Genomic DNA, 18,876 nt, shown 5'->3' with positions numbered 1-18,876 from the left:
AAGCTAAAACTGAGTGTGGTTGGTCAGCATGCTTCGGTTCTACTTACCTATTTCGTGTCGAAACAACCTACCTCAAGGGCATGTGGAACGATAAATGCCCGAAAATACCTTTGGAAAAAACAGGAACACTATTCATGAAAGCATTACTGAAACCTATAACTGCGGGGCTGTTGTTGGCATTATGTCAACCCGTCTTTGCCGCAAGTACAGCAACCGGTGGTTATGCCACCACCGCGGGCGGTAACGTTACCGGTGCAGTCAGTAAAACGGCATCATCCATGCAAGATATTATCGATATCATTGCTGACGCCCGATACGACTCCGCTGGCAAGAAAGTCAAAACCGGTGCCTATCCGCTGATCATCACTTACACCGGTAACGAGGACTCGCTGATCAATGCCGCTGCCGCCAACATTTGCGCCCAGTCAGCAAAAGATGCCCGTGGGGTGGAAATCAAGGAGTTCACCAAAGGCATCACTATCATCGGTGCCAATGGTTCTTCCGCCAACTTCGGGATCTGGATTACAAAATCCTCCGACGTAGTGGTACAGAACATGCGTATCGGTTATCTGCCAGGCGGGGCCAGTGACGGCGATATGATCCGCATTGATAGATCCCCTAATGTGTGGATTGACCACAACGAACTGTTTGCTGCCAATCATGAATGTGATGGCAGTAAAGACGGCGATACAACCTTTGAATCGGCTGTGGATATCAAAAAAGACTCAACCTACGTTACCGTGTCTTACAACTACATCCATGGTGTGAAGAAAGTGGGTCTGGCAGGATTCAGCTCGTCAGATACGGCAGAGCGCAACATCACTTATCATCACAATGTTTACAACGATGTCACCTCCCGCCTGCCGCTACAACGTGGCGGTCTGGTTCATGCCTACAACAACCTGTACACCAATGTCACCAGTTCTGGCCTGAACGTGCGCCAGAATGGGAACGCATTAGTCGAAAGCAACTGGTTTGAAGATGTGTTGAACCCGGTGACCTCCCGTTACGATGGTTCCAATTTCGGTAAGTGGGAACTGCGTAACAACAACATTACCAAACCTGCCGACTTCACTACCTACAACATTACCTGGACTGCCGATACCAAGCCTTATGTAAACGCAGACAACTGGACCACCACCGGGGCTTACCCGTCCAGTATTCCTTACAGCTACAGCCCGGTCAGTGCCCAGTGCGTAAAAAACAAACTGGCTAACTATGCTGGCGTCAGTAAGAACCTGGCAACCTTGACCAGTTCAGCCTGTAACTAAACCGTTCCCCGCCCGGAATTGATCTCATGGCAGCAGAGAACATTGCACAACTGATGCTGTGAGTACGACGCTTTTATCCGGGCAGATAACGAACAGATGCGACCTGAGCGGGCGATGTCAGCTCGCTCATTTGCCAAAGAAAAAGGAATCAGCGCAGATTTTTCAGTAAAGACATCCTGACACCAACCCAGAATTATGACCATCCGTACAGATAAGACCAAAATGTAACTATTAAATTAAACTTAATTTTTACAATTAGCGTCTTGGATATTTAAGACATCCGACCAATAAAAGTGACGCCCATCAAATCTCTGAAAATTAATACCAAAACACATAATGAAACATCGTTTTAATTATTGAATTGTTCCTTTTTTAAGCTAAAACTGTGTGTGGTTGATCAGCATGCTTCGGTTCTACTTACCTATTTCGTGCCGAAACAACCTACCTCAAGGGCATGTGGAACGATAAATGCCCGAAAATACCTTTGGAAAAAATAGGAACACTACTCATGAAAGCATTACTGAAACCTATAACTGCGGGGCTGTTGTTAGCATTATGCCAACCCGTCTTTGCCGCAAGTACAGCAACCGGTGGTTATGCCACCACCGCTGGCGGTAACGTTACCGGTGCAGTCAGTAAAACGGCAGCATCCATGCAAGATATTATCGATATCATTGCTGCCGCCCGATACGACTCCGCTGGCAAGAAAGTCTCAACCGGTGCCTATCCGCTGATCATCACCTACACCGGTAACGAAGACTCGCTGATCAATGCTGCTGCCGCCAATATCTGCGGTCAGTGGAGCAAAGATGCCCGCGGTGTAGAAGTCAAGAATTTCACCAAGGGTCTGACCATCATTGGTGCCAATGGTTCTTCTGCCAACTTCGGGATTTGGATCGTCAAATCTTCTGACGTGGTGGTACAGAACATGCGTATGGGCTATATGCCGGGCGGAGCCAGTGATGGTGATGCGATCCGCGTGGATGCCTCACCCAATGTCTGGATTGATCACAATGAAATTTTCGCTCAAAACCATGAATGTGACGGCACGCCTGATGGAGACACCACGTTTGAATCCGCGGTAGATATCAAGAAAGCGTCTACTTATGTCACCGTTTCCTATAATTATATTCATGGTATCAAGAAAGTCGGTCTTGATGGCTCCAGTTCCAGCGATACCGGCCGTAGCATCACCTATCACCACAATATTTACAGCGATGTGAATGCACGTTTGCCACTGCAACGTGGTGGCCTGGTACATGCCTATAACAACCTGTACACCGGCATTACCAGTTCGGGTCTGAACGTGCGTCAAAATGGTAATGCGCTGATCGAAAGCAACTGGTTTGAAAATGCAGTGAACCCGGTAACGTCCCGTTATGATGGCTCCAATTTCGGTAAGTGGGATCTACGTAACAACAACATTACCAAACCTGCCGACTTCACTACCTACAACATTACCTGGACTGCCGATACCAAAGCTTATGTAAATGCGGACGACTGGACTACCACGGAGGCCTACCCATCCAGCATTCCTTACAGCTATAGCCCGGTCAGCGCCCAGTGCGTGAAAAACAAACTGGCTAACTATGCCGGTGTCAGTAAGAACCTGGCAACCTTGACCAGTTCAGCCTGTAACTAAATCGTCCCCAGCCCGGAATTGATCTCATGGCGGCAGAGAACATTGCACAACTGATGCTGTGAGTACGACGCTTTTATCCGGGCAGATAACGAACAGATGCGACCTGAGCGAGCGATGTCAGCTCGCTCATTTTTTATGAAAAAAACACTACCCTGGAGTAAACAGCGATGAAATGTGATCTTTTATTTGCTGTATTATTTGGCGCCTGCGTGTTGTCGGCTAACGCTGCAACAACCGCAGCGCCTGACTTAAAAGGATTTGGTACCGATACCGTGGCTGGCAGCGGCGGCAAAATTATCCGTGTCACCACCCTCGCCTCCACCGGCACGGGCTCACTGCGTACAGCACTGGCCACAAAAGGCGCGCGTATTATTGTTTTCGAAGTCGGTGGAATCATTGATCTGGATGAACATGACCTGAAACTAACAGAACCTTTTGTGACGATTGCCGGTCAGACCGCGCCATCACCAGGCATTACGCTGATCCGCGGCGGTATGTCCATTTCAACGCACGATGTACTGATGCAACACGTCCGCTTCCGCATTGGTGACGCAGGCCACGCCAAGAAGAGCGGTTTTGAAAAAGACGTCTCTCTTTATGGCCCCAGCGCCTATAACGTCGTGGTCGATCATTGCAGTTTCGCCTGGGGGACTGACGAAAACCTGTCAGTTTCCGGCCCCCGTTACGATGGCCAGTCAGGTACGGCCCATAATGTTACCTTTTCAAACAATATCATCGCCGAAGGCCTTTATGATTCCAGCCATTCCAAGGGCATCCACTCCATGGGAACACTGGTTCATGATAACGTGACCAATGCCGCCATTATCGGCAACCTCTATGCCCAGAATAACGAACGCAATCCCTGGTTTAAGGGCAACGCCACTGGCGTTATCGTCAATAACCTGATCTATAATCCCGGCAAATGGGCCATTCGGATGGGTGCGATACAAAGTGAGTGGGAAGGACGTACTCTGCCCGATAAGCCAAAAGTCGCCATCGTAGGTAACGTGATGTATCACGGTAAAAACACCCAATCCGATCTGTCATTGGTCGGCAGCAATACCACAGGAGGTAATGTCTGGATGAGCGATAACCTGGCTTATGATACTGCGGGGAACGCTGTGGCCCAGACCTCTGGCACTGGCATCAGCCTGCTGAAATCCGCGCCGGTCTGGCCTACTGGTCTGACCGCCATCCGTTCCGGTTCCGTAGTCAACCAGGTCATGCAAAAGGTGGGGGCTCGTCCACTGGATCGCGATGCGGTAGATAAACGCATTATCAGTAACTTCCAGAATCGCACGGGTTCTTTTATCGACAGTCAGGATGATGTCGGCGGCTATCCCACGGCAACTGCGACCAAGCACACACTGACAGTACCATCCAGTAATGTTGACGAATGGCTGCAAACCATGGCAAAAGCACTGGAATAATGCCTATTCGCCATACCTGAACACAACCCGGGGGAACCATTCATGGTTTCCCCTGAGGCTGGCAATGTTCAGCTATCAGGGAAAGTGCCCTCTCGGTGCAGTATGCCCGGATATCTGAGGCTTAAAAACAATATTGCCAATCAGATGCATCATGCCAGCGCTCCGCCAATATCACGCAAACACCCGATATGCATCTTTGCTGTAATAACCTTACATCTTCAGCCAGTTCGCATCTTTTACACCAGATATTGACATTAAGCTATTGGCAAACAGTACAGACATGCCAATATATGCCGATAAAAACGTTAGCCTGAATCACATCATATGGTTTAACAGACACAAACAACGGGTCTAATACCAACCACACACTTATGTTGCCGAGTTTGATCAAAGGCGACACGATCTGCTGTCTCTGTTCTGGTGCCAGATCTTTCAGTCGATAACGGCATCACGATGAATTTCAGAGCATAACCAGCATCCCTTGATGTGACGGGACATTCAGCATAATTACCGATGAGCGCACCATCCCAATATTTCATAACGTGCGCAGGTTAATAACAGTATTTTTTGATTTTCACTTTGAGGTGACGGATGAAAGTTGATATCCCAACTATGTTTATGATGCTCATTGCCATCTGTCTTATTCTCGCCATCTGCGTCCGCTGGTTTGTTCACAGCCAGAATGATCAAGGACTTGAGATTTGTTTCTGGTCTATGATTTTTTTTGCCTGCGGCTTATCTTTGTTGCTGCTTCGACACCACGTTCCTGATGTTATTTCTATTGTGCTCGCCAATACCATCGTGACAACGGGTTATTCTCTGCTTTTACTCTCCGTCATCCGCTTTCAAAAACGTGAAGTCCCATCTTGGGTGCTCTGGGGACCTATTCTTTTCATTCTGATAGCATTCAGTCTGGTTATAGAAAGTATATATTTACGGCTGCTAATTAATGCCGCGGTTTCTTTTATACAAAGCGCAATTATTATCTACTACCTCATGTCTCAAGACGCCTCGCAGCCTTCAAGGGGAAGAAATCTGATGGTGTTAGGTTTAGGTATCAATCTACTGGCGCTGGTCGGACGGCTGGTAGCCACCATCATTCAAAATAATCAACAATATGGTTTGCTCAGCAACTCGTTTCATCATTTTATCTTCAATTTTTCCAATATCCTTACGCTGATGTTTGTGGTCAACGGGATGATGATGATGGCAAAAGATCGGTCAGATCATCTGAATAGTCTGATGGTGAGACAAGATAATCTGACCGGATGCTGGAACCGCATCCGCATTCAGGAAATCGCCCAGCAGGAAATGGCTCGGTTGGAACGTTACGGGCACCCGGTATCCCTGTTGATGATCGACCTGGATAATTTTAAAAAGATCAATGACAAATTCGGGCATGCGGCTGGAGATACCATACTATGCGGCTTTGTGAATACGGCCTGGCAATCGTTGCGGACAACAGATGTACTGGGGCGCTGGGGAGGTGAAGAGTTCGTGGCAATATTGCCATCCACCGGACTGGCTGGCGCCATAGAAACAGCGGAACGCATTCTTTCCTCGCTGGAAACACAGATATTCCCCAACTCGATTCAGATAACAGCCAGCATTGGCATCGCCATCGGTAAATCGACAGACAGCTGGTCAGATTGGCTTGGGCGGGCTGATGCAGCACTTTACCGGGCAAAAGCCAATGGACGAAACCGAGTGGAGCTGGAAACCCTTGAAACGGCAGAAGAGAACGATATAAACAGGCAAGACGCTCATCTGGTTACACTGACCTGGCGCAGCACCTACGAAACGGGTTACGCGGAAATAGACATGCAGCACCGTTTACTTTTTGATAAGGCTAATGATTTCCTGCAACTGATTTTACAAAAATCCTCGTCAGAGGTATTGATTGAGTATGCTGGCAGACTAGCTGATGACATTAGGCGACACATGCAGGATGAGGAGTCGTTTCTGTGGGACAAACATCATCCGATGGCAGCATCACACACCGTTATACACAATAAGCTGCTTGCACAAGTTGACGAGATGATAGCGTGCTGTCAACAAGGGCAGATCGGCAGCATAGAACTATTCCACTATATCGTTTACGAGGTCATCGCCCAGCATATGCTGATTGAAGATCAAAAATTAAATATTGCCACACTGCCCTGACCAAGCAGGAAGCGAACTTCCTGCCAGAATCACTCATTACTTATTTTTTAAAACTTTTGCCGACTGAATGACAATCGGCTTGATGGGAACATTCTGATAAGGACCGACATTTTCGGTTTGCATCTGAGAAATCTTATCCGCCACATCCATCCCTTTTACTACCTTGCCAAATACTGCATAACCGAAATCGCGCTGACCATGATCCAGAAAAGCGTTATCTGCAACATTGATAAAGAACTGGCTGGTGGCACTGTCTTTCTCAGCAGTGCGCGCCATAGCGATCGTACCCCGCACGTTGCGCAAACCGTTATCCGCTTCGTTTTTAATCGCCGGATTAACCGCCTTCGGTTTCATATTGCTGTCAAATCCCCCGCCTTGAATCATAAAGCCAGGGATAACACGGTGGAACGTTGTGCCGTTATAGAATCCGCTATTTACGTAATTCACGAAGTTTTTCACAGATACTGGTGCTTTTTGATTGTCCAGCGCCAATTCAATGTTCCCGGCTGACGTAGTAAGCAGCACATAAGTAGAAGTAGAGGTTGCAGCAAACGCGGGCGAAAATGCGGTTAAAGAAAGAACCGTTGCGACCGCTGCCAGTATACGTTTTGACATGAATAATTCCTTTTTGAGAACCAAGCACTGAAAGCGTAATGATTGTAAATAGCCCTATGCTCCAGCGCTACCCATTTACCTTTTTTTACGCAGTATCGAGATCTAAATGATAGAAAAAGGCGCGATCATCTGTGCGTTTAGTCCGTCTCAACATAAAAAAAGGGCCGGAAGGAGAATCTCACCAGTCAGCCAGAAGTCATGTTTGGCTGACCACCAGGAACTATCCCATTTGTTCCGAGCGAATAGCCAGGTCACGGCTATACTGCCGACTGGCATCCACCAACATAGCAGTATAGGGATTTTTCGGCGTATCCAGTGTCAGTTCCCGCGTTGCCAGCGGCTCCAGAATGAGCATGAAAACTACAATTTTTATTTTTTAGGTACAGCTATCTTTCAGAGGTAAAACGTCATTCTTTACTCAGTGTATGCGCATCGATCCATGCGAAATTGATGTCCTCACCCAGACCCGGTAGTGGCGAAAGATGGACAAAACCGTCTTCATCCATTGGGTCAATCATCCTGTTGAGATAAGCGGCAGGCTCATCGTAATTGAGAAACGGATGCAGCAGACCACGTTCATACCAGCGACAGTTTTTGATGGCTCCCACGACAGCCAGATTGGGCGCACCATTACCATGAATTTCACAATCCATGCCAAAGGCTTCCGCCAGACTGGCAACCTTCATACAAGGTGTGATGCCACCAACCCCCGCCACACCGGCACGTAAAATGTCGCAAGCGCCTTCTTTTACCCAATCGGCCCGACTGAAGTATTTACCGCCCAGACTTTCTGGCCCGATGACATCAATATCGAGATTCTTGTTCAACCAACTGTAGGAGGCCATACTCTGCTCCTCCATTGGCTCCTCAAACCAGGTGAAGTCCAGCTTCTGTAATTCACGGCCGATATACAGCGCGTCGCTGCGGCTATACCAGTGATACCCATCCAGCATCAGACAGATATCTGGACCAACCGCCTCACGCACGGCGGCACAGGCCTTGACATCTATTTTCAGACTGGGCGCGAAAGAAACGGGTGGCATCCAAGTATGCAGTTTGATCGCTTTGTAACCACGCTGTACCAGCTGCTCAGCAAATTGCCCATACTCTTCCGGTGTGGATAAACCGCCTTTCAGCTCATCACCACACATGGTGCTACCGTAAGCTGGCACTTTATCTCGGTATCCTCCCAACAGTTTGTACACTGGCATTTGCAGCACACGGCCTAACAGATCCCAAATCGCCTGCTCGGCGATAGCCAATGCGCGATCAGTCAGTTGATGAGCGCTACCACGCTGCCAATGCACCAGATCCTGCCACAAACGCTCACGATCAAAGGGATTCTGACCAATCAATACCTTACGGAAGAACGCATTGACCACATAGGGACGAATAATCTCTGGCGGTGCAAAGGCATAGCCTTTATCCCCGTTGTCCGTCGTGATAGTCAGCATCGCCATTTTGGCCTGATTTTCTTCACCGGGATGTGAATGCCCGGCGCTATCAGATACGCGATGTGTGGGATAGGTAAAAACGGTGACGTCAATAAATTCTATTTTCACGTTGTGACCTGCCTTGATAGTGAATAGCGACTACGTATAAGAATTTTCCATTACAAAAAGCACACAAATAAGAAACGAATACCCATTAATAGAAAAAATAACAGATATATATTCTATAAAATTCCATGACTAAAAATTCAATATCGAAAAATAAAAGAAATAGCGGGCTAATTTAATAAAAATTATGTTTTATTTTTAGATTATTGGGGATGATGATCGACACGTCATTGGGCAAGTTATGACATTTACAGTAATTATCTATCGAATAATTGGGCATATGACCATATTTTTGTGATCATGATCACTCAGACTTAGAAAATACGCTCAAAAAATGGAAAATTCATCCTGTTGGTTATGCAGCAGATGCCATACCAGGATGCCGCATTAGCATGATGACATCCGGCATTGCCACTCAAGTATTAGGTAAATACAGAAGACGTCCTCACGTAACATCAATGGCAACGGAAATTTCCTGAGGATCGGCAGGATAGCGATAACATCACGCTGTTTTTATGAATGCCTGCTTACACAGGCATAATGACGAGTAACCGTGGGTTATAATCGAATCGGCTTGATATGCCAGATTTCGTCAGCATATTCCTGGATGGTACGATCCGAAGAGAAATACCCCATATTGGCAATATTATGCAGTGTACGACGCGTCCATTCCTCCTCATCGCTATACAACTCATCCACCTTGTCCTGTGTGTCCACATAGCTGCGGTAATCCGCCAGTAACTGGTAGTGATCACCGAAGTTCACCAGTGAATCGAACAGGTCAGCATAGCGATGCGGTTCATCAGGGCTGAAAACGCCGGTGGCAATCTGGGTCAGTGTCCGATGTAACTCTGCATCACGATCATAGTAAATCCGTGGGTTGTAGCCATTGCAGCGCAACTCCTCCACCTGCTCAGCCGTGTTACCGAAAATAAAAATATTATCTTCGCCCACATGCTCCAGCATCTCCACATTGGCACCATCCAACGTACCAATTGTCAGTGCGCCATTAAGTGCAAATTTCATATTGCTGGTACCGGATGCTTCCGTACCCGCCAGCGAAATCTGCTCCGAAAGATCCGCTGCTGGAATGATAATCTGTGCCAGACTGACACCGTAGTTAGGGATAAAAATGATCTTCAGTTTATCCTGCACCAATGGGTCATTATTGACCACTTTCGCTACATCATTGATCAGATTGATAATGTGCTTGGCACTGTAGTATGCCGACGCCGCTTTACCGGCAAAAATAGCCACACGCGGCACACGCTCCGTGTCCATGTCATCTTTGATACGGTTATATAGCGTGATCAGGTGTAATACATTTAGCAATTGCCGTTTGTATTCGTGAATGCGTTTGATCTGCACATCAAACAGCGCATTCGGATCAATCACGACATTCATATGCTCTGCCACATAAATCGCCAACCGCTTCTTGTTATCCAGCTTGGCCTTGCGCACTTTCTGAATAAAAGCCGGATAGTCAATATGCTGTTTCAAATCGTCCAATTGACTAAGGTCAGTACGCCAGGTTTGTCCAATAGAGTCATCCAACACTTTGGACAAAGCCGGATTGGAAAGCGCCAGCCAGCGACGTGGCGTGACACCATTGGTTTTGTTGCAGAAACGGTCCGGAAAAAGCCGGGCAAAATCCGCAAACAGCGAGTGCACCATCAGATCAGAATGTAACTGGGAAACGCCATTGACCTTGTGACAACAGATGACTGCCAGCCAGGCCATGCGCACTTGCCGCCCATGCGTTTCATCAATGACGGAGACGCGAGCCAATAATTCATTATCATCAGGATAACGTGCCTGTACATCATCCAGAAACTGTTCATTAATTTCGAAAATCAGTTGCAGATGACGCGGCAGGATTTTACCTAGCATATCCACCGGCCAGGTTTCCAGCGCTTCGCTCATCAGGGTGTGGTTGGTGTAGGAGAAGACGTTGGTCACTATCTCCCATGCGGCATCCCATTTGAATTTATGCTCATCAAGCAACAGGCGCATCAACTCCGGAATAGCCAGCACCGGGTGCGTATCATTCAGATGGATGGCAAATTTTTCAGCCAGATTGTCATAAGTTTTGTGCATCATCCAGTGACGGATGAGAATATCCTGCACTGTCGCCGAAACCAGAAAATACTCCTGGCGTAAACGTAGCTCACGGCCAGAATAGGTGGAATCATCCGGATAAAGTACACGAGACACATTTTCCGAGTGATTTTTATCTTCCACCGCCGCGAAGTAGTCGCCCTGATTGAATTTACCCAGGTTGATTTCGTTACTGGCCTGCGCGGCCCACAACCGCAAGGTGTTAGTGGCATCGGTATCATAACCGGGGATAATCTGGTCATAGGCACAGGCAACAATTTCTTCCGTTTCCAGCCAGCGGACTTTGCTGCCTTCCTGCTGAAGACGTCCGCCAAAACGCACTTTATAACGCGTGCTATGGCGCACAAACTCCCAGGCGTTACCGTATTCCAGCCAGTAATCCGGCGACTCGGCCTGACGACCATTAACAATATTCTGCTTGAACATACCGTATTCATAGCGAATACCATAGCCGCGCCCCGGCAGTGCCATGGTCGCCATCGAATCCAGAAAACAGGCAGCCAGACGCCCGAGACCACCGTTCCCCAGTCCTGGGTCATACTCCTCTTCCAGCAGCTCATCCAGGTCCAATCCCATGGCATCCAGGGCGGCTTTCAAGTCGTCATATTGCCCCATCGCCAGCAGTGCGTTAGATAGGGTTCTCCCTAACAAAAACTCCATCGACAGATAATAAACCTGCCGGACATCCTGGGACAGTTGAGCCCGATTGGAACGTAACCAGCGTTCTACCATCCGATCGCGCACCGCCAACAATGTCGCATTCAACCAGTCGTGCTTATTAGCGATGCTGGGGTCTTTACCGACGGTAAACATGAGTTTGTAAGCGATAGAGTGTTTCAGCGCTTCAACACTGAGTGTTGGTGAATTATAAATAAACGGAGAGTTCATAATATTCCTTTCCCACTGATGCGTGACTACCACAGACGTTGATAAAGCGCACGATAGGCCTGAGCAGAGACCTGCCAGCTAAAATCCATCGCCATCGCCTGACGTTGTACATATCGCCACAGCGATGGACGCGACCATAATACAAAAACCCGACGAATCGCCCGCGCCAGCGATGCTGCATTGCAATCGCTGAAGACAAATCCACTCGCCAGGCCATCGGCCAGATTTTCCAGCGAGCAGTCTGCTACCGTATCCGCCAGTCCTCCCGTGCGGCGCACCAGCGGTAACGTACCGTATTTCAGGCCGTAGAGCTGGGTTAAACCACAGGGTTCAAACCGACTAGGAACCATAATGACATCCGCGCCGCCAATAATGCGGTGCGAAAATGCTTCGTGATAACCAATCTGGACACCGACCCGGCCATGATATTCCGCCGCCGCCGCCAGAAAGCTTTCCTGCAAGATGGCATCTCCCGCCCCCAGAACCACCAGTTGCCCGCCCTGATCCAGCAATTCGGGCACGGTTTCCAATGCGATATCCAGACCTTTCTGGTTAGTAAGACGACTGACAATGGCAAAAACCGGTATTTTGTCATCGACCGTCAATCCCATAGCCGTTTGCAGATGTTGCTTGTTTTCCGCTTTTCGCGACAGTACATCGCGGTCATACGTACTGATCAGTAACGGGTCGTGGGCCGGATTCCATATCATATCGTCCACACCGTTGAGAATACCGGAAAGGCGGCCTTCCTCTTCCCGGGCTTTCAGTAATCCTTCCATCCCGTAGCCATATTCTGCCTGGGTAATTTCATGGGCGTAAGTCGGGCTGACGGTAGTGACATGATCGGCATAGTACAGCCCCGCCTTCAGGTACGAAATTTGTCCGTAAAACTCCAGACCATAAACATGAAAGTACTCCATCGGCAAATTCAGCTCCGACATATGCCGGGCCTCAAACAATCCCTGATACGCCAGGTTATGGACGGTAAACACCGATTTTGCCGGGCGCCCACGCGCCGCCAGATAAGCGCAGGTCAATCCTGCGTGCCAATCATGAGCATGAACAATATCTGGTCGCCAGAATGGATCAATGCCACAAGCCATTTCCGCGCCTATCCAGCCCAGCAAGGCAAAACGCAGGTAGTTATCAGTATAAGCATACAGCGACGTATCATGATAAGGGCTGCCAGCACGGGCATAAAGATGTGGTATATCAATAAGATAAATTCCTACACCATTGAAATGCCCATAGCGTACCGTCACATGCCCGGCAAATGTATCCAGTTCACGGACCACCTGAGTGTCAGGTATGCCTTTTTTCAGATCGGGAAACGCGGGCAACAGTACCCGTACATCCATACCAGCCTCAATCTGTGCCGCAGGCAACGCACCAACGACATCTGCCAGCCCCCCCGTTTTCAACAACGGGAACAATTCAGAACATACATGTAATACCCGCATTATTACTCCCGTTTGAGCATTCACTTTATTATTCGTATTGGATCACATCACAGACCTATCCACACCATCCGGGTTTATCCGCCACGCTAACGGTAAACTATTTCATTTTTGCCAACATCGCTCGTGTTACCAGCACGATGCCCTCATCAGATCGATAAAAACGCCGAATATCCTCCTCTGCGTTTTCACCAATGATCATGCCTTCCGGAATTTCACAGGCCCGGTCAATAATACAGCGATGCAAGCGGCAGGAACGTCCTATCGTGACGTCTGGCAGTAACACTGAAGAGTCGATGCTACAAAATGAATTCACTCGCACTCGCGGGAACAAAACGGAGTGCGTCACCACCGAGCCAGAGACAATACAGCCACCTGACACCAGAGAATTCATGGTCAATCCGTGACTGCCTGAACGATCCTGCACAAACTTGGCGGGAGGCATGGCATCCATCGCCGAGCGCATCGGCCAGTTGTGGTCATACATATCCAACTCCGGCATTACCGAAGCCAGATCAAGATTCGCACGCCAATAGGCTTCCAGCGTGCCAACATCCCGCCAGTACGGCGGTGCATTCTCATTGGAAGTAACACAGGAAAGGGAAAAAGGATGTGCCCAGGCCAGGCCCTGTTCGACAATTTTCGGGATCAGGTCTTTGCCAAAGTCATGACTGGAATCCGACTGACACACGTCCTCTTCAAGGCGCCGATAGAGAAACTCCGCATTAAAAACATAAATGCCCATGCTCGCCAGCACCTTGTCTGGATGACCCGGCATAGGCGTCGGTTGTTTCGGCTTTTCGGCAAAACTGACAATCCGGTCATCTTTATCCACACTCACAATGCCGAATGCGCTGGCTTCGTTCAGCGGCACTGGCAGGCAGGCCACCGAGCATTCCGCGCCTTTCTCTACGTGGTCAAGCAGCATGCGTGAATAATCCATTTTGTAGATATGATCGCCGGCCAGAATCACCACATATTCGGCCCGATAGCGCCGGATAATATCCAGGTTATGGCAGACGGCATCGGCAGTACCGCGATACCATTGATCATTCCCATCATGCCGTTGCTGTGCAGGCAATAAATCGACAAACTCGTTCATCTCCGCATTGAGGAACGACCAGCCACGTTGGATATGCTGTACCAGAGTATGAGATTGGTACTGCGTAATCACCCCAATGCGCCGAATACCAGAATTCAGGCAGTTTGACAGAGCGAAATCAATAATCCGGTATTTCCCTCCGAAATGAACCGCGGGTTTGGCACGCAGAGCAGTTAAATCTTTCAGTCTCGTTCCCCGGCCACCAGCCAGAATTAGTGCTACAGATTTTAGTGGAAGCTGTCGGGCAAGCATCATAGGATCATTTTTTTCAGCACTAACCATATCGGACTCCTTTTCACTTCTTCACAAGAACACACACTGCATGCGCTTTTCCGTGCCATATCCGGTTATCAATCGGATTTTCTGTTGCATCAAACGGCGAGGACACCTGCCATTCGCCTTCCGGCAGGATCATGTCGCATGCTTGCGGGCAAGCGTTAATCAGTAATAGCCAACGTTCGGAAAGTTGTATTTGTATCCGGTGCTCCCCTTGTTCCCATTCGTGCGGCGTCAATGGCTCTCCCTGTGTATTCAGCCACTGCACGACATTCTCGTCAGCACGCCACCACGACTCCTTTTGCAATGCCGGGATCGATTTTCGTAAACTGATCAGCCCGGCAGTGAACGCAATCAATGTTTTATCTGCATCCAGCCACTCCAGCCAGGTCATCAAATTATCCTGGCAGTAGGCATTGTTATTGCCTTGCTGGCTGTGCCCAAACTCGTCGCCCGCCAACAGCATCGGCGTTCCCTGAGATAACAAGAGTGTGGTCAGCAATGCCTGCTGACTGACTCGCCGCCGGAGCTGTATTTCCGTATCCGCATCCAGCCCTTCGATCCCGTGGTTATAACTGAAATTGCTGTTGGCCCCATCCCGGTTATGCTCGCCGTTGGCTCCGTTATGTTTATGGTTGAAGCTCACCAGGTCGCACAAAGTAAAACCATCGTGGGCGGTGAGCATATTGATCGAGGCCCAGGGCTCTCGACCATGATGTTCAAATACATCGCTGGAGGCGGCAAAACGACGGGCAAATTCCCCCAGAGACAGAGTGCCGTGTAACCAGAAACGGCGCATATCATCGCGGTAACGATCATTCCATTCTGCAAACAGCAGCGGAAATTTTCCTAACTGATAACCACCGCAACCGATATCCCACGGTTCGGCAATCAACTTGCAACCTCGCAGTCGATGATGCTGTTGCAGGACAGTAAATAATGGCGCGGAAGTGCTAAAATCCGGCATCCGCCCCATAACCGTTGCCAGATCAAAACGGAAACCATCCACATGGCACTCTTCATGCCAGAAAATCAGACAGTCCATCACCCAATCGACAACCGCCGGATGATCCAGGCGCAGCACATTGCCGCAACCGGTCCAGTTTTTATAAGTCCCGTCCTGATTCAACCAGTAATAACTGGCGTTATCGATACCGCGCAATGAGAGTGTCGGGCCGTAGATATCCAGTTCTGCGCTGTGATTGAAAACCACATCCAGAATCACTTCGATACCCGCGTTGTGTAGTAACCGCACCGCCTCACGGAACTCATTGAGCGGATCATCACTGGCCGACAGACTGTTATCCACCGCGAACGGCAGCAGCATGTTATAACCCCAGTAATTACGTAGTCCCAACTCTTGCAGGCGTGGCTCATCGGCATGCTGCTGAATGGGCATCAGCTCCAGTGTGGTAATGCCGAGGTGGGTCAGATAATCCAATATCAGCGGATGCGCCAGTGCCGCATAGGTGCCACGAATTGCCGAAGGGATCGCCGTATACCGCTTGGTCAACCCGCGCACATGGGCCTCGTAAATCACGGTTTTTCCCCAGGGAACTTGCGGAAAACGGTCATCCTGCCAGTCATAATCGTCATCAATCACCACGCATTTGGGCATAACGCAGGCGCTGTCACGTTCATCACGTCGTTCATGGCCGCCATGCAGAATCTCATCATCCACGACCTGACCATCCATCAGTCTGGCTCGAGGATCGAGCAACAGCTTGTGCGGGTTAAAACGCAATCCATTCAGCGGATCAAACGGGCCGTCAACCCGGAAACCATAACGCAACCCCGGGAGGGCGCCCGGCAGATAACCGTGCCAGATATCCCCGGTACGCCCTGTCAACGGCAACCGTTGTTCTCGCTGGTGTTCATCAAACACACACAGTTCAACCCGCTCCGCTCCGGCAGAAAACAGGGCAAAATTGACGCCGTTACCATCAAAGTGCGATCCTAACGGCGTCGAATGACCTTCTCGCAGTACCGTCACTCGCCCTCCCTGACCAGATATAAGGTGGCCAATGGCGGCAATGTCAGTACCAGTGATTGCGCACGGGTGTGGCTTCCAACCGATTCGCTGTGCACAACGCCTTCATTACCCTGATTACTGCCGTGGTAATACCATGAATCCGTATTCAGCACTTCCCGCCAGGGGCCCGGCTGATTGATGCCAATACGATAGCCATAACGCGGCACCGGCGTAAAGTTGCTGACAATCAGCATCTCCTTACCTTCTCCATCGCGCCGGATAAAAGCAAAAACGGAATTTTCGCAGTCATCCACCACCACCCACTCAAATCCCTGCGGCTGGTAGTCGCACTGGTAAAGTGGCGGATGCTGGCGATAACAGTGGTTGAGATCTCGCACCAGATGCTGCACACCGCTATGCCAGCCCTCCGGCTCGTCCAGCAAATGCCAGTCCAGACTGGTGTCGTAGTTCCATTCATTGCCTTGGGCGAATTCCCCCCCCATGAACAATAATTTCTTGCCGGGATACGCCCACATAAAACCGTAATAGGCACGCAAATTGGCAAACTTTTGCCAGGCGTCACCTGGCATACGATCCAACAACGAATGTTTGCCGTGCACCACTTCATCGTGAGAAAGCGGTAGGATAAAATTTTCGCTGTAAGCGTAAAGCATGCCGAAAGTCAGTAGATCGTGATGGTACTTACGATGCACCGGATCAAGCTGCATATAGGACAGCGTGTCGTGCATCCAGCCCATGTTCCATTTGTAGTGGAAACCCAACCCGTTATTCTCCGGCGGTAACGTGACGCCGGGATAATCCGTCGACTCCTCAGCAGCGGTGATCACTCCGGGACAATTCTGACCCAGCACCTGGTTGGTGTATTGCAGAAAAGCAATCGCCTCCAGGTTTTCCTTGCCGCCATAATAGTTGGGCACCCATTCGCCCTCCTGACGGCTATAATCGCGGTAAATCATCGATGCCACCGCGTCCACGCGCAAGCCATCAATACCGTAGCGTTCCGTCCAGTAAAGCGCGTTACCTGCCAGATAATTGCGCACTTCATAGCGGCCATAGTTATAAATCAGTGTATTCCAGTCCTGATGGTAACCTTCCCGCGGGTCGGCATATTCATACAGTGAAGTACCATCGAAACAGGACAACCCATAACTATCCGAGGGGAAATGACCCGGCACCCAATCCAGTAACACATTGATACCCGCCTGATGAAACGTGTTTACCAGCATCTGAAACGCTTCTGGCGTACCAAAACGGCGGGTTGGTGCATATAACCCCAGCGGCTGATAACCCCAGCTACCATCAAACGGATGCTCATTGATCGGCATCAGTTCAACGTGAGTAAACCCCATCTCTTTGACATAAGGCACCAGTTGCTCGGCCAGTTCCTGATAGCTGAGCCAGAAATTATTGTCGGTATGACGTCGCCACGATCCCAGATGCACCTCATAAATGGAGATGGGTGCCGGCAGATCGTTAGCCTGCTGACGCTGCACAGAGGATGTCACCTTCTCCGGCAGAGGACTGATCAGAGAAGCAGTGTCTGGGCGCATTTGAGCTTCAAAGGCATAAGGATCCGACTTCAGCAATACATTGTCGTAACAGTCGATGATTTCGTATTTGTAAAGCTCGCCGAAATGGACAGCGGGGAGAAACAGTTCCCATATGCCATTCTCACTACGCAGGCGCATTGGATGACGACGTCCATCCCAGAAATTGAAATTCCCTACTACCGAAACCCGTTGCGCATTGGGTGCCCACACGGCAAAACGCATACCCTCCACGCCATCCAGTGTTTCAGGATGTACGCCCATTCGTTCAAACGGGCGCAGATGACGGCCTTCCGCCAGCAGCCAGATGTCCAAATCCTGCAACAACGGACCAAAACGGTAAGGATCGTCAATCAGATACGTTTCCTTCCGCCAGATGACTGACAGACGGTAACTAAAACGTTTTTTCCGGCGAGGGATTACGGCGGAAAAAAAACCACGCTCATCCTGACAGATCAGTTGTCCCACATTGTGCCCATTGCGGGCATCCACGACATGCACGTCGCTAGCATCAGGAAGCAAAGCCCGTACCTCCAGACCATTAGCAGTTTCGTGCATACCCAACACAGCAAAAGGATCGGCATAGTGGCCGGAAAAAAGGAGATCAATTACATGATGATCAGAAAACCCTGACATGGTATCCATCCTCTAATTAACCATCTGAATTCATTAAATATGTTAAAGGGATAAATGATAATATTGGTGTTATTGTCCGAATAATGATTTCTTAACCCTGTAACAAAAAAGAATTAACCTAACCCTATAAAAAATATGGCTAACCTGATGGGTTATTACTGATCGCGGCAATACCTGAT

At 49.3% G+C, this 18,876-nt stretch carries 11 protein-coding genes and 1 pseudogene; 4 read left to right on the top strand and 8 right to left on the bottom strand.

The annotated features are described in order from the left end of the window. Positions 1 to 134 precede the first annotated feature (134 nt). The 4 genes from CWC46_RS04335 to CWC46_RS04320 all read left to right on the top strand — a co-directional run bounded on the left by CWC46_RS04335 (position 135) and on the right by CWC46_RS04320 (position 6,506). Positions 135 to 1,271, top strand: coding sequence for a polysaccharide lyase (locus tag CWC46_RS04335; RefSeq protein ID WP_021013423.1), 1,137 nt, complete (start codon positions 135 to 137; stop codon positions 1,269 to 1,271). 508 nt (positions 1,272 to 1,779) lie between these two features. After that, positions 1,780 to 2,913: a polysaccharide lyase gene (locus tag CWC46_RS04330; protein ID WP_021013424.1), complete on the top strand. Its 1,134-nt coding sequence runs from the start codon at positions 1,780 to 1,782 to the stop codon at positions 2,911 to 2,913. Between the two features lie 167 nt (positions 2,914 to 3,080). Then, on the top strand, positions 3,081 to 4,343 hold the full coding sequence (locus tag CWC46_RS04325) for a pectate lyase family protein (protein WP_021013425.1): 1,263 nt from the start codon (positions 3,081 to 3,083) through the stop codon (positions 4,341 to 4,343). A gap of 1,038 nt (positions 4,344 to 5,381) precedes the next feature. Continuing rightward, on the top strand, positions 5,382 to 6,506 hold the full coding sequence (locus CWC46_RS04320; RefSeq protein WP_237160206.1) for a diguanylate cyclase: 1,125 nt from the start codon (positions 5,382 to 5,384) through the stop codon (positions 6,504 to 6,506). A gap of 36 nt (positions 6,507 to 6,542) precedes the next feature. Here CWC46_RS04320 and ppiA read toward each other — a convergent pair whose 3' ends face one another. The 8 genes and pseudogenes from ppiA to glgB all read right to left on the bottom strand — a co-directional run bounded on the left by ppiA (position 6,543) and on the right by glgB (position 18,697). Continuing rightward, the gene (gene ppiA / locus CWC46_RS04315; protein WP_021013427.1) at positions 6,543 to 7,121 is read right to left on the bottom strand and encodes a peptidylprolyl isomerase A; all 579 of its coding nucleotides are present in this window, start codon (positions 7,119 to 7,121) and stop codon (positions 6,543 to 6,545) included. Positions 7,122 to 7,341: 220 nt separating this feature from the next. Further along, positions 7,342 to 7,473, bottom strand: a pseudogene (locus tag CWC46_RS23175) (ABC transporter ATP-binding protein); the annotation flags it as partial. Between the two features lie 55 nt (positions 7,474 to 7,528). Next, positions 7,529 to 8,683 (bottom strand): mandelate racemase family protein, encoded by a 1,155-nt coding sequence (locus CWC46_RS04310; RefSeq protein WP_021013428.1) that lies wholly within the window; start codon positions 8,681 to 8,683, stop codon positions 7,529 to 7,531. Positions 8,684 to 9,238: 555 nt separating this feature from the next. After that, entirely contained in the window at positions 9,239 to 11,686 is a 2,448-nt protein-coding gene (gene glgP / locus CWC46_RS04305) for a glycogen phosphorylase (RefSeq protein ID WP_021013429.1), read from the bottom strand. Positions 11,687 to 11,712: 26 nt separating this feature from the next. Beyond that, positions 11,713 to 13,146 carry a glycogen synthase GlgA gene (gene glgA, locus CWC46_RS04300; RefSeq protein WP_021013430.1) on the bottom strand — a complete coding sequence of 478 codons (1,434 nt, stop codon included), beginning with the start codon at positions 13,144 to 13,146 and terminating at the stop codon, positions 11,713 to 11,715. Positions 13,147 to 13,243: 97 nt separating this feature from the next. Beyond that, entirely contained in the window at positions 13,244 to 14,527 is a 1,284-nt protein-coding gene (gene glgC, locus CWC46_RS04295) for a glucose-1-phosphate adenylyltransferase (protein WP_021013431.1), read from the bottom strand. A 13-nt stretch (positions 14,528 to 14,540) separates the two neighbouring features. Beyond that, positions 14,541 to 16,514, bottom strand: a complete 1,974-nt coding sequence (gene glgX / locus CWC46_RS04290; protein WP_021013432.1) for a glycogen debranching protein GlgX — start codon at positions 16,512 to 16,514, stop codon at positions 14,541 to 14,543. Further along, positions 16,511 to 18,697, bottom strand: coding sequence for a 1,4-alpha-glucan branching protein GlgB (gene glgB, locus CWC46_RS04285; protein ID WP_021013433.1), 2,187 nt, complete (start codon positions 18,695 to 18,697; stop codon positions 16,511 to 16,513). Before glgB ends, glgX begins: the two co-directional genes overlap by 4 nt. Positions 18,698 to 18,876: the final 179 nt, after the last annotated feature.

Origin of the sequence: Prodigiosinella confusarubida (assembly GCF_002847015.1) — a bacterium.
Classification (GTDB): Bacteria; Pseudomonadota; Gammaproteobacteria; order Enterobacterales; family Enterobacteriaceae; genus Prodigiosinella; species Prodigiosinella aquatilis.
The sequence above is the reverse complement of the archived record's forward strand: the minus strand, read 5'-3'. Positions and strand labels throughout refer to the sequence as shown.

Coding starts and splice junctions, on each gene's coding strand:
- CWC46_RS04335 (WP_021013423.1), top strand. CDS start 135: ATGAAAGCATTACTGAAACCTATAACTGCGGGGCTGTTGTTGGCATTA.
- CWC46_RS04330 (WP_021013424.1), top strand. CDS start 1,780: ATGAAAGCATTACTGAAACCTATAACTGCGGGGCTGTTGTTAGCATTA.
- CWC46_RS04325 (WP_021013425.1), top strand. CDS start 3,081: ATGAAATGTGATCTTTTATTTGCTGTATTATTTGGCGCCTGCGTGTTG.
- CWC46_RS04320 (WP_237160206.1), top strand. CDS start 5,382: ATGGTGTTAGGTTTAGGTATCAATCTACTGGCGCTGGTCGGACGGCTG.
- ppiA (WP_021013427.1), bottom strand. CDS start 7,121: ATGTCAAAACGTATACTGGCAGCGGTCGCAACGGTTCTTTCTTTAACC.
- glgP (WP_021013429.1), bottom strand. CDS start 11,686: ATGAACTCTCCGTTTATTTATAATTCACCAACACTCAGTGTTGAAGCG.
- glgA (WP_021013430.1), bottom strand. CDS start 13,146: ATGCGGGTATTACATGTATGTTCTGAATTGTTCCCGTTGTTGAAAACG.
- glgC (WP_021013431.1), bottom strand. CDS start 14,527: ATGGTTAGTGCTGAAAAAAATGATCCTATGATGCTTGCCCGACAGCTT.
- glgB (WP_021013433.1), bottom strand. CDS start 18,697: ATGTCAGGGTTTTCTGATCATCATGTAATTGATCTCCTTTTTTCCGGC.